Raw genomic sequence first — 17,396 nt, 5'->3', positions numbered from 1 at the left:
CCCCGTCGTCGATCACTTCGAGCTGCTCAGGTCGTAGACGGTCTGCCCGCCGACAGTCGTCGACTCGTAGTTCGCCGCGACCCACTCCTGGATCGCCGAGGCGGTGGAGGACCCGCCGCCCATGCCGCCGCCCGAGCCGGAGCCGATGTAGTACCCGATGTCCCCGGCCGCGACGGACGCCTTGAACTCGGCGAGTGTCGGCGTCGGGTCGCTCGACCAGCCGCCGATCGCCATCACCGCCGTGTCGGTGTCGAGTTCGAGCTGCGCGGCGGACTGCGATCCGTTGACCGCGGCCGCCCACTTCGTGTCGGAGGCCTCGAGCAGCTTCTGCAGCGCCGACGAGGTCGTCGTGCCCTCGCCTCCCATGCCGCCGTCGGTGCCACCGGTCATCCCCTCGGGGGCCTCGCCGGTCGTCCCCTCCGGGATCTCCGGGGCGTCGCCGCTGTCGCTGGTCGCACCGGACGGGGGCGTCCCACCCGGTCCCCCCGCGCCTCCAGGCCCACCGCCGGTGCCACCGGTACCCGTCCCACCGGAGCTGCTGCCTGCCGGACCGACGCTCGGGATCGACCCGGAGTGCGCGACGGTCGTCGTGGCGAATGCGTAGGCGGTGGTGCCGATGAGCCCGAACAGGGTGCCGGCGAGGACACCGACCGTCACGAGCTTCCGGAGCTCCGGCACGCTGCCGATCACGATCACCGCCGCGGACAGCAGCCCGCCGAACAGCATCACCCAGCGGAGCCACGGCAGCCACGTCGGGTTCTCGTTGAGGAGGCACCAACCCCAGAAGGCCGTGATGCCGACCATCGCGGCGAGGCCGATGCGACCGGTGAAGCGCTCGCGTGTGTGCCAGAGGAGCGCACCTCCGGTGCCGACCAGGCCGGCGATCGCCGGGGCCAGCGCGACCGTGTAGTACGGGTGGATCGTGCCGGACATGTACGAGAAGACGAGTCCGGTGACGAGGAGCCAGCCGCCCCACAGCACGAGCCCGGCCCGGGCGGGGTCGGCCAGGTGACGACGCCCGACGACGACGAGACCGAGCACCAGGGCGACGAGGGCCGCGGGCAGCAGCCAGGAGATCTCGAGGCCCATCTCGGACGAGAACAGGCGGTCGAGGCCCGTCGAACCGCCGAACGACGAGCCCGCCGTGCCGCCGGTCGTGCCGCCGCCGCCGTTGCCCGTGCCGCCGAAGATCCGGCCGAGACCGTTGTAGCCGAAGACGAGGTCGAGCACGGTGTTGTTCGTGGAGCCGCCGATGTAGGGGCGGGACGCCGCGGGCCAGAGCGCCACGGCGACGACCCACCACCCGGCCGCGACCACGAGGGAACCGGCAGCGATGAGCAGCCCGATCACACGCTTGCCCCAACCGGTGCGGGCGGCGAAGAGGTACACGAGGCCGAACGCCGGCAGCACGAGCAGTCCCTGGAGCATCTTCGTCAGGAAGGCGAAGCCGAGGGCGACGCCGGCGAGGGCGATCCACTTCCAGCTGCCCGTCGGGAGCGCCCGCACCGTGCAGTACGCACCCGCGGTCATGAGGAACACGAGCAGCGCGTCCGGGTTGTCGAACCGGAACATCAGCGCTGCCGCCGGGGTGGCCGCGACGACGAAGCCGGCGAGCAGCGCCCCGACGTTCGCGGTCGTCGAGCCGAGGCGGGTCAGGGTGCGCCGCACCGTTCCCCACACCAGGGCGACCGACCCGACGGCCATGAGTGCCTGGGGGAGCAGCAGGCTGGAGCTCGAGAAGCCGAACAGCCGCGCGGACAACACCATCACCCAGAGCGACGCCGGGGGCTTGTCCACCGTGATGAAGTTCGACGAGTCGAGCGAGCCGAAGAAGAACGCCTCCCACGACTTCGTGCCGGCCTGCACGGCCGCGGCGTAGAAGCTGTTGGCGTACCCGGAGACGCTGAGGTCCCAGAGGTAGACCACGGCGGTCACGACGAGGAGCGCCCAGAACGCCGGGCGGAGCCAGCGGGCGTCCTCGCGTTCGCCGAGGAACAGGCGGGCGAGGGGCTTTCGACGCCGATCCCGCGCGTCACTGTGCGCGCGGCCCGGTCGATCGGTCACGGGGATCGGGTAGGTGGTCATGGCAGTGAGGATTCCGGGCGTTCCCCGAACGAGCCCATGCGGTGGCTGTGCGCGGCCTAAGGAGTGCGAGGCGGGGGGGGGGGGGGGCGTGGGTGTGGGTGTGGGCGTGGGCGCGTGCGTGTCGTGTGCGTGTGGGCGTTCGTGTGGTGCGAGGTTCCGCACTCGGTGCGAGGTCCGCTCACTCGCACGGACACCGGAACCTCGCACCGTTCACGTGCTCCCTCGCACCGTGCGAGGTCAGGGAGCGTCGCTCCCTCGCACGGTGCGAGGTCAGGCGTACCGGCGCGCGGCCCGGACGGCGGCGCCCCGGTACGACCCGCCGAACAGGAACACGTGCAGGAGCAGCGGTGCGAGCTGGTGCAGTTCGACCCGCTCCTGCCAGCCGTCGGCCAGGCGGGACTCCGCGTCGTAGCCGCTGAGGACGGTCTCGAGCCGAGGGAGCCCGAACAGCGCCAGGAGTGCCAGATCGGTCTCGGCGTGGCCGCCGTGCGGGTTCGCGTCGATGAGCACGGCGCCCGTCGGCTCGGAGTGGTCACCGGGCCAGAGCACGTTCCCCGCCCAGAGGTCCCCGTGCAGCCGGGCCGGCCGATCCCCGACGAGCGCGGGCTGCGGCGACCCGAGCGTCCCGTCCTGCACGCGGTCGGCCACCCGCTCGAACAGCGCGACCTCGTCAGGACCGAAGCCGTGGTCGGGACCGCCGCGGTCGACGATCCGGCGGACGAAGTCACGGATGCGGTACTCGGCGAAGAACTCGCCCCAGGTGGCCGGTGCCTCCGCCGCGGCGACGAACGGCGTGCCCGAGCGCCCCATCCGCAGCACGCCGTCCGTCGGGAAGCCCGGCGACGGTGTTCCCCAACCGTCCGCACCGGCGGCGTGGGTGTGCGCCAGGGACCGCCCGAACCGTTCGACCTGCGCCGCCGTCGGTGACCCGTCGTCGATGCGTTCGAGGTCGAGCACCGTCGCGCTCGGGCGCCCGAGGACCCGCGCGATCCGGGTGCCGCCGGTCGGCTCGGCGTCGGCGAGCCAGGCCAGCCCGGCTGCCTCGGCGGCGGCCTCGTGCGGGTCCGTGAAGGTCTTCTGGTGCGTCTCGGCCATCGCCCCATCCTGCCGAGCCTGACTCGTCGTGCACTCAGTGCTCGATCATCCGGCGAGGAACCGGAGGTGCCGTTCGACGCGCTCCGCGAACGTCGGGCAGCCCGCTTCGCGGAGTGCCCGGGCGAGCCCTCGGCGCTCCGCCTGAGGCCGACCGGCCCAGTAGGCCACCTGTCGACGGACGACGTCTCGCACCGCCCACGGAGCCGAGTCGTCGACCAGCGTGAAGAACTCGTCACAACGATGCACCTCGTAGGGCGCTCGCGTCTGTGCTTCGAGTCCTCGGTCCTCGGTCAGGAGCACATGCGCACCGCAAGCGACCGCAGCGGCGTGGACGTGACGGTCGTCCGGATCGCTTCCCTCGTACCCGATCGTCGCGTCGAACTCGCCGACGAGTTCGTCGATCGAAGCGAGGATCGCCGAGCGGAGACGTGTCACTGCGCCGCCCGACCGGTCGGGACGCAGTCGTCGGAGTGTGCGCAATGCCTCGGCGAGGACGTCCTCGCTCGTGTGCAGCTGGAACATCCCGTCCGTCTGCATGCGCAGGAGGCAGGTCCAGTCGCGCAAGGTCCTGCTGCAGAACACGTTCGCGTCGACGAACACCCGCTGATGCATCACATTCCAACGGTACCGTTCGGCAGGCCTGACCGGATCAGTCGAAGGCCTCACCAGCGCGGAGGAGCTCCGAGGCGGCGGCTGCACGGCGTTCGGCGCGCGCCGTCCGCGCGGACAGGACGTCCGCACGCCGGAGTCGGTGGTGGGTGCCCACGCGATGGGCGCTGATCTCGTCGTTCTGGATCATCTTCATGAGGGTCGGGCGAGAGATGCCGATCACGTCGGCCGCGACCGTCGTCGTCATCTCCGACGGGAGCACGCTCGTCGCCACGCCAGCGCCGGCGGCCATGCTCTCGAGCACCTCGGAGACGAAGCGTGCGAGTCGTCGGGGGAGCTCGACGGTGGACCCGTCGTCGAACCGCACGGCGATCGAGTCGACCTGGCGATCCCCGGCGCGGTCGAGGAGTTCGTTCGCCTCTGCTCGAGCGACCTCGTCGACCCGGACGTCCTGCATCGTGGTGGTCGGGCGCATCGAGTGATCCGTTCGTTCCGCGGTTCTGGTCCCGATGAGGCTACTGGGGTTGCAGTTGCAAGTGCAACCCCGATCGGCTTCGGGTGTCAGCGCCGGGCCGCGTGCACGATCAACGCCAGCTGCACCCGGTTGTCGACCCCGAACTTCTCGTAGACGTGCCCGATGTGCGTCTTGACCGTCGCCAGGCCCACGAAGAGGTCCGCCGCGATCTGCGCGTTCGACGCCCCGTTCGCGACCGCGACGGCCACGTCGGTCTCACGTTCGGTGAGGAGCGCCAGCAGTCGACGCTCGGCGGACCCGTCCCCTCGGGCGTCGGTGCCGGTGGGGTGGGACCCCGCGGCGAACGCGATCACCCGGTCGAGGACGGAGGGCGACAGGATCGAGCGTCCGGCGGCGACCGTCCGCACGGCCTCGACGAGCTCGTGCGGCGGGGTGTCCTTGAGGAGGAAGCCACGTGCGCCGCGTTGCAGGGCGCCGAGGACGAGGTCGTCGCCCTCGAAGGTCGTCAGGACCAGCACGGCGAGGTCGGGCCGGCGTCGCAGCTCCCGTTCGGTCGCGACGAGTCCGTCGCACCGGGGCATGCGGATGTCCATGAGGACGACGTCCGGCTCCGCCGCCGCGATGACGTGTTCCGCCTCGAGCCCGTCGCCGGCCTCGCCGACCACCTCGATGCCGTCGTCGCCGCTGAGCAGGAGTCGGAGGCCGGCGCGGACGAGCCGGTCGTCGTCGACGAGGACGACGCGGATCGGGGTGGTCACGACGTCCACGGCAGCACCGCCTCGACGACGTGCACGCTGCCGGACCCCACGCTGCCGGGACCCGCGCTGCCGGACCCCGCGCTGCCGGACCCCGCGCTGCCGCCGCCCACGCCGGCCCGGAACGTCCCGCCGACCAGACGGGCACGCTCCTCGAGCCCGCGGAGCCCGTGCCCGGCCGTCCCGCCGTCGGCGGGCGCAGCGGTCCCGGTCGCGACGGCGTTCGTCACGAGGACCCGGACCGCCGGCCCCGGCACGAGGTCGAGCGTCACGTCGACGGGCTGGCCGGGCGCGTGTCGCCGAGCGTTCGTGAGCGATTCCTGCACGATGCGGTACGCGTGACGGCCCACCGCCGTCGGCACGTCGCCCAGCGCTGCCACCGTGCGGTCGTCGATCGACGACCGGACCGTCGTGCCCGCCGCCCGCGCTTCGTCGAGGAGCGCGGGCAGGTCGAGCAGCACCGGCTGCGGGGGCGCGGTGCCGGTCACGTCGTCACCGTGTGGGCCGTGCGTGTCCCGGAGGACCCCGAGGACGTCGCGCAGGTCGGTGAGTGCGGAGTGGGCCTCGGCGCGGACGACCGCCGCCGCCGCGACGGTCTCGTCGGGCGTGAGCCCCGGCCCGCGGTACTCGAGCGCCCCGGCGTGCAGGGCGACGAGGGAGAGGCGGTGCCCGAGCACGTCGTGCATCTCGCGGGCGAGGTGCGCGCGCTCCTGTTCGCGTGCGCGGTCCTCGCGGAGCTGCTGGTCGCGCTCGAGCAGGGCGGCGCGTTCACGGAGCGACAGCAGGAGCGCACGGCGCTGCCCGATGCCGATGCCGATCGCGACGAGGAGCGCGATGCCGACGGCGCCGATCACGACGATCTGCCAGAGCGGCGTGGCCTGGTCGGGTGCGAGCACGACGTCGTAGAGCACGGTGGCGCCGAGCATCACCACGCCGGCGACCGCGATCTCCGCGGCACGACGCCGGGTCGCGAGCGACACGAGGGCGAGCGCGGCCGCACCGACTGCGAGCGTCGACACCGCGCTGAGCGCGACGATGACGACCGTGATCACCAGCGGTGCGCGGTGCCGGAACGGCAGGAGGACCAGCGCGACCACCCCGGCGCCGAGGTCGCCGAGGATCAGGCCGCCGACGTGCAGGTCGCTCCACCCGTGGGTGTCCATCGTCGGCCAGACCAGGGCGGCGGTGAGCAGCCCGGTGAGCGCAGCGACCGCGAGACGCCAGGACTCGGACCACACCCGCTGTCGGAGCGGTGCCCGCGGGAGCGTGACGGTCTGGGTCATGCCACCGAGCCTAGGAACCCGCGGCGCCGAGCGGATCCGCCGAAGGTCGGAGGTTCAGACCGCATCGACCAGTGCGCGCGCGAGCGGGTGCCACTCCCGCGACGACGGGCCGCTCAGCACCAGGGTCCGCTCGAGTCGGCGCGCCATCGGCACCATCACGAGGTCCGGCGGCAGCATCACCCGGCCGAGCGTCGGCACGATCGAGACGCCCTCGCCCCGCTCGATCATCCCGAACATGGTGCTCATCTCCCGCACCCGGTGGGCGTAGCGGAAGGGCTGCCCGTCGAGTTCGTGCAGCTTCTGGATCTGGTACTCGCAGCCTCCGCCGCCGGCCACCAGGCCGTCCTCGTGCAGGTCGTCGAGCGTCAGCGCCGGCAGGTCCGCGAGCGGGTGGTCTCGGCGCACGACGGCGGCCATCTCGTCCTGCGCGACGACCACGCCGCCGTCCGGCACCGGGGTCGGGTCGACCAGCACGGCGGCGTCCACGGTGCCGGCCTCGAGCCACTCCGGCATCTCGTCGTCGTCGCCCTCGTAGACCTGCACGTCGACGTCGGGCAGGGTCACCGCCCAGAGCTCGCGGAGCCGCGGCAGCAGGCCCTGGCAGACGGTGGGGACGGCGGCGAGGCGCACGGTGCCGCGCGCCGTTGCGGGCCGGACCACTGCCTCCAGGGCGTCGACCGAGGCGAGCACGCTGCGGGCGTGTGCCAACAGGCGGTCACCGAGCGGGGTGGTGGCTGCGGCGGCGCCACGGCGGACGACGGAGCCGCCGACCTCGCGTTCGAGACCGGCGACGGCGTGCGAGACGGCGGACTGTCCGACGCCGAGCGTCGCGGCGGCACCGGTGAAGGAGCCGGCGTCGACGGTGGCGACGAACGCGCGGAGCTGGGGGACCGAGACGGTCATGCGTCATCCTCATGGGGACATGAACCACATGCGTTTGCCGCATGCGCTGTGGGTGTCGACACTAGGCCACATGAACGCCGTCCTCTACCTCCTCGTCGCACTCACCTGGGGCTCGAGCTTCCTCTTCGCGAAGATCGGCCTCGACGGGCTCGCCCCGCAGCAGGTCGCCACCGTCCGCACGGTCCTCGGCGCCGTGACGCTCGTGCTGATCCTGCTCGCGACCCGGCGTCGCTGGCCCCGCGAGCCGAGGGTGTGGGGACACCTGTTCGTCGTGTCGGTGTTCCTCAACGCGCTGCCGTCGTCGCTCATGGCCTGGGCCGAGCAGACCGTGCCGTCCGGGCTCGCGAGCATCTACAACGCGACGACGCCGATCATGACGATGGCGGCGCTCGCGGTGCTCATCCCGTCGGAGCGGCTCCGCGGCCGGCAGGTGGTCGGGATCGTGCTCGGCATCGTCGGCGTGCTCGTCCTGGTCGGACCGTGGGACGTGATCGGCGACCCGGCGGTGCTCGCGAGCGTCCCCGGGCAGCTCGCCCTGCTCGGGATGACCGCGTCGTACGGCGTCGGGCTCGCCTACCTGCGTCGGGTGGCGGTCACCAGTGCGTACGACCCGGTGACGCTCGCGACGGTGCAGCTCACGTTGGCAGCCGGCCTGCTCCTGCTGGTCGCGCCCGTCATCGCCACCGGTCCGGTGCAGTTGGACTGGAGGATCGTGGCCGCGATGGTCGCGCTCGGTTGCGTCGGCACGGGGCTGGCCTACGCGTGGAACACGCGCCTGGTCCAGGCGTGGGGAGCGGGGCGTGCGTCGACGGTCACCTACCTGACGCCGATCGTCGGGGTCGCGCTCGGGGTGCTCGTGCTCGGCGAGCGGGTGCGCTGGAACGAACCGGTCGGGGGACTCGTCGTGCTGGTCGGGATCGCGCTGGCGTCCGGGGTCCTCACCCGCCGACGCGTACCCGCGACGGCTGCTGCTGCCTGAGCGGCTGGGTGCTCGTGTCGTGCAGGCCGCGGCCGGTGGTCTCCGGCGCCATGACCTGGGACAGCACGGCACCCGCCACGCAGATCGCCGCGGCGATGAGCATGCACGCCCCGATGCCGATCGACGAGATCCCGACGGGCAGCAGGAAGGTCCCGGCTGCGGCGCCGACGCGGCTGCACGCCGCCGCGAACCCGACACCGGTGGAACGGACCTCGGTGGGCAGGACCTCGATCGGGTAGACGGCCGTGAGGTTGCCCTGCAGCGCGTTCATGAACGAGAACACCGCGAAGCAGAGCACCACGACGATGCCCGGTGCGGAGCCCCAGAACCCGACGACACCGAGCGCGACGGCCATGATCCAGAACGGCGGGATGAGCTGCCGGCGGCGTCCCAGGTGCTCGATCGTGAGCATCCCGACCAGGGCGCCGATGGCGGCCATCGCGTTGACGGTGATCGTGCCGGCGGCCTCGTTCGACAGGTCCAGCGACTTCAGGACGGTCGGCGCGAAGGTGAAGATCGCGAAGTACGGGGCGACGTTGCACGCCCAGAAGAGCGAGATGAACGCGAGCCGGCCACGGTTGCCCGGGGCGAAGAGCACGCGGTACCCGCCGGGGCGGGCCTCTTCGGCGGCGTACTGCTCCTGCCGGAAGTACTCGTCCCCGCCGAGGTGGGCGCGGACCACGGCGCGGGCCTCGTCCTCGCGGCCCTTGCCGAGGAGCCACCGCGGTGACTCCGGGAACCCGATGCGCGCGATCGCGGTGACGACGGCGGGCACGGCACTCGTGACGAGCACCCAGCGCCAGCTGAGTCCCACCCAGTCGAGCAGCACGTACGCGGTGACGACCGCGACGAGGTACCCGCCGTACCAGCTCACGAGCAGGCCGGACAACCGCCGGCCGCGGTCCTTCGACGGTGCGAACTCGGCGAGCATCGCGGCGCCGATCGAGTACTCCGCACCGATGGCGACGCCGAGCAGCACCCGCACCACGAACAGCTGCCACCCGTCGGCGACGAAGGCCTGCAGGAGGCCGAGCACGATGAAGGCGACGACGTCGACCGTGAACACACGCCGGCGGCCGAAGCGGTCGGTCAGCCACCCGGCGAGCGGTGCGCCGATGAAGATGCCGATGAGGGAACTCGCACCGATCAGCCCGGCGAGCACCGGGTCGAGGTGGAGCGCGGCGGTGATGGCGGGCAGGGCGACGCTGATGACGCCGAGGTCGAAGCCGTCGAGGCCCTCACCCCAGGCGCACGCGAACGTCATCCGGCGGAGGAACCCGCGCCTGCCCGGTGTGGTCGTGCTGTCGGCCGTGGTCACCGATCGGACCGTAGGCCGCGCTGCGCCGGAACCTCCTCAGGAAGTCCGCCGGGTGCTCCCCGGCCCGCACCCGTAGCCTGGGCCGATGCCCGCTGGTCGACGTCGTTCCCTGCCGAGTCTGCTGCTGGCGTCGTCGCACCCCGGGCCCACCGTGACCGTGACGGTGCTCGCAGCGGTGATCGCCGCCGCCGTCGGGCACCCCGTGTGGCTCGTCGTGCTCGTGGCGCTGACGGTCGTCGCCGGGCAGCTGTCGATCGGGTTGGCGAACGACTGGATCGACGCCGACCGGGACCGGGCCGTGGGACGCTCGGACAAGCCCGTCGCACAGGGCCTCGTCGCCGTCGGGACCGTCCGCACCGCGGCGTTCGCCACGGCCGCCGTCGCGGTCGTGCTCTCGCTCTTCCTCGGACCGGTCGCCGCCGTCGCGCACCTCGTGCTCGTCGCCGCAGGGTGGGCCTACGACGCCGGGCTCAAGCGGACGGTCTGGTCCGTCGTGCCGTTCGTGGTCGCGTTCGGGCTGCTGCCGGTGGTGGCGGTGTCGGCCGGCCCCGATGCGGCCTGGCCGGCGTGGTGGGCGCTGGCGACCGGGGCGGTGTTCGGCGTCGCGATCCACTGCACGAACGTGCTCCCCGACCTGGTGGACGACGCGGCGACGGGTGTGCGCGGGTTCCCGCACCGGCTCGGACTGCGGGGCGCGGGCGTCACCGCGTTCGCGTCGCTCGTCGTGGCGGCGCTGCTCGTGCTCGGCGGGCAACTGCTCGGGGACGATCCGGTGCGCGGCGGCGGCGTGGTGCTCGCGCTCGCGGGGACGCTCGCGGTGGTCGTGCTCGCGGCGGTCGGGATCCGGCTCGTGCTGGCCGGCCGTGCCTCGCGCGTGCTGTTCCGGCTCGTGATCGCCTCGTCGCTCGTCCTCGTCGTGGAACTCGGGCTCGCCGGGGCGCGCTTGGTGGCGTGACGCCGGGGCGTCGCCGGAACCGGGCCGCGACACGTCAGGCCCAGCGCATCGCGTAGATCCGGGCCAGGCCGTGCGCGGTCGGGAGGGACAGGGCGGTCCGGAGCAGCGCCTCCCGGCCGACCGCTCCCAGCGCACCCAACGGACGGCCGAGCGCCATGTTGACCTCGGCCTGGCGGGCCGCGCGCGCCGCTGACGCCTGTCGGCGACGCGCGTACCCGGGCCACGGACCGGACGTGCCGGACGCGACCGCGTCGGTGAGGAGCGGCGCGAGCTCGGCCGCGTCGAGCCATCCGAGGTTCATGCCCTGCCCGCCGATCGGGCTGATCTCGTGCGCGGCGTCACCGACCAGGACGACCCGTCCGACACCGATCCGGTCCGCGGTGCGGCGGCGGACCCGGAACCCGCTCGTCATCGAGCAGCTCGCCGGGTCCGGCGCGACCCCGGTCCGCGCGGAGACGAGCGATGCGAGCGCGGCCTCCGGGGCGCCGCTCGTGGTGTCGGCTGCGGCGAACGCCGCGTCGTCGGGGACGAGGGCGACGTACCGGCGGCGGCCGTGGGGCAGTGGGAACGACTCGACGACCCCGTCCGGCCCGACGTCGACGAGGGCCGCGCTCCGGGCGGCCACGGGTTCGGGGTCGGCGAAGTCGCCCATCACGTAGCGGTCCGGGTAGTCCCGTCCGCTCGTGCCGATGCCGAGCAGGTCACGGACGACGCTGCGGGCGCCGTCCGCTCCGACGACGAACGCGGCCCGCACCGACACCCGGTCGCCGTCGGGCCCGGTGCCCGTCGCGTCGACGTGGTCGCGGTGCCGTTCCAGCCCGGTGAGGGCCGTGCCGGTGCGGAGTGATGCCGGCGCCAGCGCGGTGAGGCGGTCCCGGAGCAGGGTCTCGGTGCGGTGCTGGTCGAGCGTCGCCACGTACGGGTGGGTGCCGGAGGCGCGGTCGAAGGTGAGGGTGCCGAGGTGGCGGCCGCGGCTCCGGGCGACACCGGTGCGGACCCTGGTGGCCTCGGCGAGCAACGGTTCGTCGAGGCCGATCGCGGCGAAGGCGTCGAGCGACGGCGGGTGGATGCCGATCGCGCGCGACCCGGTCGGGAGCTCGGCGCGGCGTTCCCACACGGCGACGTCGGTGCCCCGGGCGGCGAGGAGCGCAGCGGTGAACAGGCCGACGGGGCCGCCGCCGACGACGAGGACGTCGACGCGCTCCGTGGTCACGGTGCGAGCCTACGGACGCGCGGGCCTCGGCGCTCAGCCGCGCAGGTCGGCCGTCTCGCGTTCGGACCGGTCGGCCACCACCAGGCGTCGGGCGTCACGCAGGCGCTTCCGGAGCCGCTCCACCGGCACCTCGACTGCGTACGCCGCACCGACGGCGACGAGCAGGGCGACCCCGATGAGCCAGACCGTGCCCCACGCCCCGATCGCGAACGTGCCGAGCAGGGCGATCACGAGGGGGTGCCAGAGGTACGCCGAGTACGAGACGCGTCGCCCGAACCAGGACATCGGGGTCCACGCGAGCGCGGTGGACACCGGGGACCGGACCGACACCAGGCCGCCGATGAGGAGCGCCGAGATGAGGCCCGTCACGGGCAGCACCACGCCGAACGACCACGCGTGCTGCGTCCAGTCGTCGTCGATCCAGAACTGCACGCCGGCGAGCAGCGCGAGGCCGAGCCAGGTGCCGACGTGTCCGGCGAGCCCGGCCGCCCACCGCCGCACACGCTCGTCGTCGAGGAGCAGCGCGAGCAGGCACCCGGTCGCGAGCGGCACCACTCCGAGCACGGGGGAGAAGTACACGTCGGGCGTCGCGCCGCCGTTCGGCGTCCGGTAGCTCGCCCACGAGGCCGCCGCCGCGCCGACGATCACGACGCCGAGGCCGGCCATCAGCCAGTGTCGGCGGGACCGCAGTGCGACGAGCAGCACGAGGACGGGCGGCCAGAGCAGGTAGAACTGCTCCTCCATGGACAGGCTCCACGTGTGCGCGAAGACGCCCTGCGTGGTGTCCCAGTACGAGCGGAACAGGTTGCCGGTGTAGCTCAGCGCGATGAACGCCGCCTCGCCGGGGGAGAACGAGGCACCCTTGTAGTCGCCGACCCAGCTCCACAGTGCGAGGCCGACGACGACCAGTGCGAGGAGCGCCGGGTAGAGGCGGAGGAGCCGTTTCGTCCAGAACGAGCCGAGGCGGATGCGCCCGGTGCGGCGGTGCTCACCGAGGAGCAGCGTCGTGATGAGGAACCCGGAGAGCACGAAGAACACCGTCACGCCGATGAAGCCGCCCTCGAACTGCGGCACGTGCAGGTGGTAGAGGATCACGATCAGGATCGCCACGGTGCGGAGGCCGTCGAGTGCCGGGGCGCGGTGTGTCAGCGGCGGCGGCGGTGTCGGTCGCGCCGCCCGGTCGGAGCGCGCGGAAGTCGTCCGCGTGCGCTCGGGTGCGAGCGTGTTCGTCGCCACGTTCCCTCCCTGCGGGGTCACGCCGGACCGGCGTCCTGGTCGCGGCGTCCCTGGTCGTCCCTGGTCGTCCCTGGTACCGACCAGCGTGCTCCCCGCGGGTAAGAGGACCCTCAGTGCGCGGGGTGCACCAGACTCGTCAGGGCGTCGAGCCGCTCGCGGGCGATGGCCCGGAAGGAGCGGTCCTCGTCGGCGGCGATCCACTGTGCGAACGACAGGTGGAACACCGTGACCGCCGTCTCCGCCGCCATGGTGGCCGCCGGCTCGGGGATGCCGCGCTCGCGGAAGACCTCGCCGAGCCGGCCCTTGAGCGTCGCGAGCTTCCCGAGTTCCCGCTCGCCGAGGGCCGGGTGCGCGTCGATGATCTCCTGCCGTCCCCGCGACCACGGGCGACGATCGTCGGGGAAGAAGGCGCCGCTGGCCTCGAGCGCCAGCCGGACGAGGTCGAACGGTGCGGTCTCGGCCGGGGCTGTCTCGATCGGCCCGGTGAACATCCCCAGGAAGTCGTCCTGCCCGGCGAAGAGGACCTCGCGCTTGTCGGCGAAGTGCCGGAAGAAGGTGCGCTCGGTGACCTCGGCCGCGGCGGCGATCTCCGCGACGGTCGTCTGGTCGTACCCCCGCGACGCGAAGAGCTGCAGCGCCGTCGCCTGCAGCCGTTCGCGGGTTCCGGGTTGCCATCGAGCCATGACCGCAGTCTACTGATGACAGCGGCTGACATCGAGTGCTACGGTGATGTCAGTTCATGACATCACGCCGTGGACACCTGCGAAAGGAACCACCATGCACGTGTTCGTCACCGGGGCCTCCGGATGGATCGGCTCCCACACCGTCGACGACCTCCTCGCCGCCGGGCACGCCGTCACCGGCCTCGCCCGCTCCGATGCCTCCGCCGCAGCCCTCGAGGCGAAGGGCGTCACGGTCCTCCGCGGAGACCTCGACGACCTCGACGCCATCCGTCGCGGTGCCGCGGATTCCGAGGGCGTCCTGCACCTCGCGAACAAGCACGACTGGGCGAACGCCGCCGCCACCAACGCGAGCGAGCGGGCCGCCGTCGAGACGATCGCCGAGGCGCTCGTCGGCACCGACCGGCCGTTCGTCGTGGCCTCCGGCGTCGCCGGCATGGCATCGGGGCGTCCGGCGAACGAGACCGACGCGAACCCGTTCGTCGGGCCGGACAGCATGCGCGGCGGCAGCGAGAACCGCGCCCTCGACTTCGTCGACCAGGGCGTCCGCACCATCGCGGCCCGCTTCAGCCCCACGACGCACGGCACCGGAGACCACGGCTTCATCGCGCTCATCGCCGCGGCCGCGCGCAAGAACGGCGTCTCGGGCTACGTCGGCGATGGCACGAACGGCTGGGCAGCCGTGCACGTCACCGATGCCGCGCGGCTCGTGCGGCTCGGACTCGAGCAGGCCCCGGCCGGCGCACGCCTGCACGCCGTCGCCGAGACCTCGATCCCGACCCGGGCGATCGCCGAGGCCATCGGCGAGGGACTCGGGCTGCCCGTGACCTCGATCGACCCGGCCGACGCGGTCGACCACTTCGGGTTCATCGGGAACTTCTTCGGCATGGAGATGTCCGCGACGTCCGACGCGACGCGGGAGCTCCTCGGCTGGGAGCCGACCGGCCCGGGCCTCCTCGAGGACATCGCCGCCGGCGCCTACTTCGACGTCCGCGTCGCGTAGTCGAGGTGCCCAGAGGGCGGCCTGGAGGCGCGTGGCGGCGCCGCCCCGCGCCTCCAGGCCGTCGCCGCCTACTCGGCCTTCTGCAGCTGCCAGGGGTCGGGCTCGCGGTCGCCGTTCGGCCGGACGGGCCGGACGTCGCCCACGATCGGGATCGAGCGCTTCCGCATGAACCACAGGTAGCGGACGAAGAAGTGCGACAGCGTCGACAGCCGGTTGCCGTTGCCGAGCAGCGACGCGATGTGCACCGCGACCCAGGCCGCCCACGCGATCGGCCCGACCATCGTGATGCCGCCCCGCAGCTGCGCGACCGCGGCGTTCGTGCCGATCGTCGCCATCGTGCCCTTGTCGAAGTACTTGAAGTGCTCGGTCGACCTGCCCTCGATGAGCCGGACGATCGACCGTGCGCAGTGCCGACCACCCTGCAGTGCCGGCTGCGCGAGCTGAGCGAGGGCGTCGTCCTGCGCCGCGATGTCCCCGGCGGAGAAGATGCGCTCGACGCCCTTCACGCTGAGGTCGTCGTTCACCTGGATGCGCCCGCCGTGTGTCTGCGGCATGCCCCAGCCCGCCACCTCTTTGTGCGCCGTGACACCGGTCGCCCAGATGACCTGCGACGCGGGGATGAACTCGCCCTCGGCGGTCACGACGCCGTCGCGCTTCACCTCGGCGACACCCGTGTTGAGGCGCAGCACGACGCCGCGCTTCCGCAGGATCTTCGCCGCGTACCGACGGAGGCGCGGGGCGAACGGCTTGAGGAGCTCGCCGCTGCGGTGCACGAGGGTGATCGAGATGTTGCCGCGCTCGATCTCCGGGTAGGCGCCGACGAGGGCCTGGTCGCGGAGTTCGGCGAGCGCGCCGGCCATCTCGACGCCGGTCGCGCCGCCGCCCACGATGACGATCTTGATCTCGTCCGGACCCTGGTTCGCCGCGGCTTCCTCGAGTCGGGTGAACAGCTCGTCGCGGATGCGGAGCGCCTGCGAACGGGAGTACATCGAGTACGCGTACTCGTACGCGCCGGGGGTGCCGAAGTAGCTCGTGTTCACCCCGTTGGCCAGGATGAGCCAGTCGTAGTGCAGGTGCTCGCCGTCGGACATCTCGGCGATGCGCTCGTCGGCCCGGATGCCGGTGAGCAGGCCGTGCCGGAACTCGGCGTTGCGCTGCTTCGCGCGGAGGCTGCGGAGGAAGTACGTCACGTCGCCGGCGTTCAGGCCGCCCGTCGCCACCTGGTACATGAGGGGCTGGAACATGTTGTAGACGTGGCGGTCGACCAGGGTCACCCGGACCGGTGCGTCGGCGAGTTCGCGCATCGCGGCGACACCGGCGAATCCACCGCCGACGATGACGACGTGCGGGCGGGTGTCCTGGGGCATGCTGACTCCGGCTTCCTCGAGTGGTGAGATCGGTCGCCTCTGAGGGTACGCGCGGTTGGCCCACGCCCTGTTCACGGGGCCGGGCGCGACCCGCTCGGCGGCGACGCGGAGCGTCGCGCGGGTCGCGCCGACGGAGCCCGCGAGGGAGGCGGCTCGCCTCCGTCACACCTCCAGCGGTGCGTAGGTGCTCACGACGTTGCCCTTGCTCGTCACGGTGCTGCTGACCAGCCGCAGGCGCGTGGCCGGGTCGGTCGGCTCGAAGAGCTTGCGGCCGGCTCCGGCGATGGCCGGGTGCACCATCAGCTGGAGTTCGTCGAGGAGGCCCGCGAAGAGCAGGTGGCGGACGACGGTGACGCTCCCGCAGACGGCGATGTCGGCCCCGTCGCGCTGCTTGAGGTCACGGACGAAGTCGTCGAGGTCGCCCGTGATGCGCGTGCTGTTCTCCCACGCCAGGTCGTCGCCGAGGGTGGTCGAGGCCACGTGCTTCTCGATCGGGTTGATCCACTGGCCGAAGCCGTCCTCCGGGTGGGCGGGCCACCACTCGCTCCACTCGAGGTAACTGTTCTTCCCGAGCAGGACGGTGTCGGTCCGGGCCATGAAGGCGCCCATCCCGGCACCGAGCTCGTCGTCGAAGGAGTCGTACTGGAACCGGAAGGGGTCCTGCACGACGCCGTCGACGGAGGCGAACAGACCAGCGGTGAGCTTGCGCATGACCGGAGCGTAGCGCTCAGCTGTTCGCGGAGGAACCGCTCGTGTCCGAACCGGTACCCGTCCCGGAGCCGGTGCCGTCGTCGGTGCCGCTCCCGGTGCCGCCCTGGGTGCCGTTGCCCGGGAACTGGCCGGTGCCGCCGCCGGGCAACTGGTTCGTGCCGGGGACCTGCGTCGTCGAGTTGCTCGAGCCACCGATCGCGTGCCCGACGGCGAAGCCGATGCCGCCGCCGACGAGGAGCGCCGCGAGGCCGACGGCCACGGCGATCACGGGCGAGAACCACGGCGGCTTCGGGCCGCCCTTGCGCGTCGTCGCGGCGCTGCCGTACCAGGGGGTCGCACCGTGCGGGGCGCCCTGCTGCCAGGCCGCGCCCGAGGTGCTCGGCACCTGGTACGGGTTCGGCGCGTAGGGGTCGTGCCCGGAGTACGGGTTCGGTGCCGTGTACGGGTCCTGCGCGGCGTACGGGCCGGCGGGCGTCGGGGCGGGGACGTCGAGGGTGGAGGTCGACGTGGGCGTCGGAGCCGCTCCCCAGCCCGCCGGCGAGGCGCTGCTGGTCGGGACGGTCGTGCCGGTCGAGCTCGTCGGCTCGGCAGCGGGGGACTCGCCGCGGTCCGCGGGGTCCGTGGTGGTGTCGTCGTTCATGCGGACGAGTGCACACCCGTTCCCTATGCGCGGGCGATGACGACGCTGACGTGGGACTGTGCAGCACGGGGCCCGTTCACCACCGTGGC

At 72.8% G+C, this 17,396-nt stretch carries 17 protein-coding genes; 3 read left to right on the top strand and 14 right to left on the bottom strand.

Annotation, left to right across the window (positions count from 1 at the left end; translation table 11 throughout):
- Window positions 1-12: 12 nt before the first annotated feature.
- From DEJ28_RS14740 to DEJ28_RS14710, 7 genes are all read right to left on the bottom strand, one after another.
- On the bottom strand, window positions 13-2,085 hold the full coding sequence (locus DEJ28_RS14740; protein WP_111117007.1) for an ArnT family glycosyltransferase: 2,073 nt from the start codon (window positions 2,083-2,085) through the stop codon (window positions 13-15).
- A gap of 270 nt (window positions 2,086-2,355) precedes the next feature.
- Complete coding sequence (locus DEJ28_RS14735; RefSeq protein ID WP_111117006.1) at window positions 2,356-3,180, bottom strand: fructosamine kinase family protein; 825 nt, start codon at window positions 3,178-3,180, stop codon at window positions 2,356-2,358.
- Between the two features lie 45 nt (window positions 3,181-3,225).
- On the bottom strand, window positions 3,226-3,792 hold the full coding sequence (locus DEJ28_RS14730) for a PIN domain-containing protein (RefSeq protein ID WP_111117005.1): 567 nt from the start codon (window positions 3,790-3,792) through the stop codon (window positions 3,226-3,228).
- 37 nt (window positions 3,793-3,829) lie between these two features.
- Complete coding sequence (locus DEJ28_RS14725) at window positions 3,830-4,264, bottom strand: excisionase family DNA-binding protein (protein ID WP_111117004.1); 435 nt, start codon at window positions 4,262-4,264, stop codon at window positions 3,830-3,832.
- 86 nt (window positions 4,265-4,350) lie between these two features.
- A complete protein-coding gene (locus DEJ28_RS14720) occupies window positions 4,351-5,031 on the bottom strand; it encodes a response regulator transcription factor (RefSeq protein ID WP_111117003.1) in 681 nt (226 codons plus the stop codon).
- Window positions 5,019-6,302, bottom strand: a complete 1,284-nt coding sequence (locus DEJ28_RS14715; protein WP_111117002.1) for a histidine kinase — start codon at window positions 6,300-6,302, stop codon at window positions 5,019-5,021. Before DEJ28_RS14715 ends, DEJ28_RS14720 begins: the two co-directional genes overlap by 13 nt.
- Window positions 6,303-6,356: 54 nt before the next feature.
- Entirely contained in the window at window positions 6,357-7,205 is an 849-nt protein-coding gene (locus DEJ28_RS14710) for a LysR family transcriptional regulator (RefSeq protein WP_111117001.1), read from the bottom strand.
- 70 nt (window positions 7,206-7,275) lie between these two features.
- On the opposite strand from DEJ28_RS14710, the gene DEJ28_RS14705 reads away from it, so the two are divergent.
- On the top strand, window positions 7,276-8,184 hold the full coding sequence (locus tag DEJ28_RS14705) for a DMT family transporter (RefSeq protein ID WP_111117000.1): 909 nt from the start codon (window positions 7,276-7,278) through the stop codon (window positions 8,182-8,184).
- On the opposite strand, the gene DEJ28_RS14700 is transcribed toward DEJ28_RS14705, so the two are convergent.
- Window positions 8,144-9,502 carry an MFS transporter gene (locus DEJ28_RS14700; RefSeq protein WP_146248913.1) on the bottom strand — a complete coding sequence of 453 codons (1,359 nt, stop codon included), beginning with the start codon at window positions 9,500-9,502 and terminating at the stop codon, window positions 8,144-8,146. The genes DEJ28_RS14705 and DEJ28_RS14700 overlap by 41 nt on opposite strands.
- An 85-nt stretch (window positions 9,503-9,587) precedes the next feature.
- On the opposite strand from DEJ28_RS14700, the gene DEJ28_RS14695 reads away from it, so the two are divergent.
- Window positions 9,588-10,457 (top strand): UbiA family prenyltransferase, encoded by an 870-nt coding sequence (locus tag DEJ28_RS14695; RefSeq protein WP_111116998.1) that lies wholly within the window; start codon window positions 9,588-9,590, stop codon window positions 10,455-10,457.
- Window positions 10,458-10,491: 34 nt separating this feature from the next.
- On the opposite strand, the gene DEJ28_RS14690 is transcribed toward DEJ28_RS14695, so the two are convergent.
- The 3 genes from DEJ28_RS14690 to DEJ28_RS14680 form a co-directional block, all read right to left on the bottom strand.
- Window positions 10,492-11,670 carry an FAD-dependent oxidoreductase gene (locus DEJ28_RS14690; RefSeq protein WP_111116997.1) on the bottom strand — a complete coding sequence of 393 codons (1,179 nt, stop codon included), beginning with the start codon at window positions 11,668-11,670 and terminating at the stop codon, window positions 10,492-10,494.
- A gap of 33 nt (window positions 11,671-11,703) precedes the next feature.
- Window positions 11,704-12,906 (bottom strand): acyltransferase family protein, encoded by a 1,203-nt coding sequence (locus tag DEJ28_RS14685; protein WP_181433832.1) that lies wholly within the window; start codon window positions 12,904-12,906, stop codon window positions 11,704-11,706.
- Window positions 12,907-13,016: 110 nt separating this feature from the next.
- Window positions 13,017-13,589 (bottom strand): TetR/AcrR family transcriptional regulator, encoded by a 573-nt coding sequence (locus tag DEJ28_RS14680; RefSeq protein WP_111117049.1) that lies wholly within the window; start codon window positions 13,587-13,589, stop codon window positions 13,017-13,019.
- Between the two features lie 94 nt (window positions 13,590-13,683).
- Here DEJ28_RS14680 and DEJ28_RS14675 point away from each other — a divergent pair, with 94 nt between their 5' ends.
- Window positions 13,684-14,589 (top strand): SDR family oxidoreductase, encoded by a 906-nt coding sequence (locus tag DEJ28_RS14675; RefSeq protein WP_111116995.1) that lies wholly within the window; start codon window positions 13,684-13,686, stop codon window positions 14,587-14,589.
- Between the two features lie 68 nt (window positions 14,590-14,657).
- On the opposite strand, the gene DEJ28_RS14670 is transcribed toward DEJ28_RS14675, so the two are convergent.
- The 3 genes from DEJ28_RS14670 to DEJ28_RS14660 form a co-directional block, all read right to left on the bottom strand.
- A complete protein-coding gene (locus DEJ28_RS14670; protein ID WP_111116994.1) occupies window positions 14,658-15,956 on the bottom strand; it encodes an NAD(P)/FAD-dependent oxidoreductase in 1,299 nt (432 codons plus the stop codon).
- Window positions 15,957-16,118: 162 nt separating this feature from the next.
- Window positions 16,119-16,667, bottom strand: coding sequence for a dihydrofolate reductase family protein (locus DEJ28_RS14665; RefSeq protein WP_111116993.1), 549 nt, complete (start codon window positions 16,665-16,667; stop codon window positions 16,119-16,121).
- A gap of 16 nt (window positions 16,668-16,683) precedes the next feature.
- A complete protein-coding gene (locus DEJ28_RS14660; RefSeq protein ID WP_111116992.1) occupies window positions 16,684-17,307 on the bottom strand; it encodes a hypothetical protein in 624 nt (207 codons plus the stop codon).
- Window positions 17,308-17,396: the final 89 nt, after the last annotated feature.

The sequence above is a fragment of the Curtobacterium sp. MCPF17_002 genome, assembly GCF_003234115.2.
GTDB lineage: Bacteria > Actinomycetota > Actinomycetes > Actinomycetales > Microbacteriaceae > Curtobacterium.
Note: the sequence above shows the minus strand (reverse complement) of the source record. Positions and strands in the feature narration are given on the sequence as shown.

Bases quoted from the DNA above. Each gene is read 5' to 3' on its own strand.
- DEJ28_RS14740 (WP_111117007.1), bottom strand. From the start codon at position 2,085: ATGACCACCTACCCGATCCCCGTGACCGATCGACCGGGCCGCGCGCAC.
- DEJ28_RS14735 (WP_111117006.1), bottom strand. From the start codon at position 3,180: ATGGCCGAGACGCACCAGAAGACCTTCACGGACCCGCACGAGGCCGCC.
- DEJ28_RS14730 (WP_111117005.1), bottom strand. From the start codon at position 3,792: ATGCATCAGCGGGTGTTCGTCGACGCGAACGTGTTCTGCAGCAGGACC.
- DEJ28_RS14725 (WP_111117004.1), bottom strand. From the start codon at position 4,264: ATGCGCCCGACCACCACGATGCAGGACGTCCGGGTCGACGAGGTCGCT.
- DEJ28_RS14715 (WP_111117002.1), bottom strand. From the start codon at position 6,302: ATGACCCAGACCGTCACGCTCCCGCGGGCACCGCTCCGACAGCGGGTG.
- DEJ28_RS14710 (WP_111117001.1), bottom strand. From the start codon at position 7,205: ATGACCGTCTCGGTCCCCCAGCTCCGCGCGTTCGTCGCCACCGTCGAC.
- DEJ28_RS14705 (WP_111117000.1), top strand. From the start codon at position 7,276: ATGAACGCCGTCCTCTACCTCCTCGTCGCACTCACCTGGGGCTCGAGC.
- DEJ28_RS14695 (WP_111116998.1), top strand. From the start codon at position 9,588: ATGCCCGCTGGTCGACGTCGTTCCCTGCCGAGTCTGCTGCTGGCGTCG.
- DEJ28_RS14680 (WP_111117049.1), bottom strand. From the start codon at position 13,589: ATGGCTCGATGGCAACCCGGAACCCGCGAACGGCTGCAGGCGACGGCG.
- DEJ28_RS14675 (WP_111116995.1), top strand. From the start codon at position 13,684: ATGCACGTGTTCGTCACCGGGGCCTCCGGATGGATCGGCTCCCACACC.
- DEJ28_RS14670 (WP_111116994.1), bottom strand. From the start codon at position 15,956: ATGCCCCAGGACACCCGCCCGCACGTCGTCATCGTCGGCGGTGGATTC.
- DEJ28_RS14665 (WP_111116993.1), bottom strand. From the start codon at position 16,667: ATGCGCAAGCTCACCGCTGGTCTGTTCGCCTCCGTCGACGGCGTCGTG.
- DEJ28_RS14660 (WP_111116992.1), bottom strand. From the start codon at position 17,307: ATGAACGACGACACCACCACGGACCCCGCGGACCGCGGCGAGTCCCCC.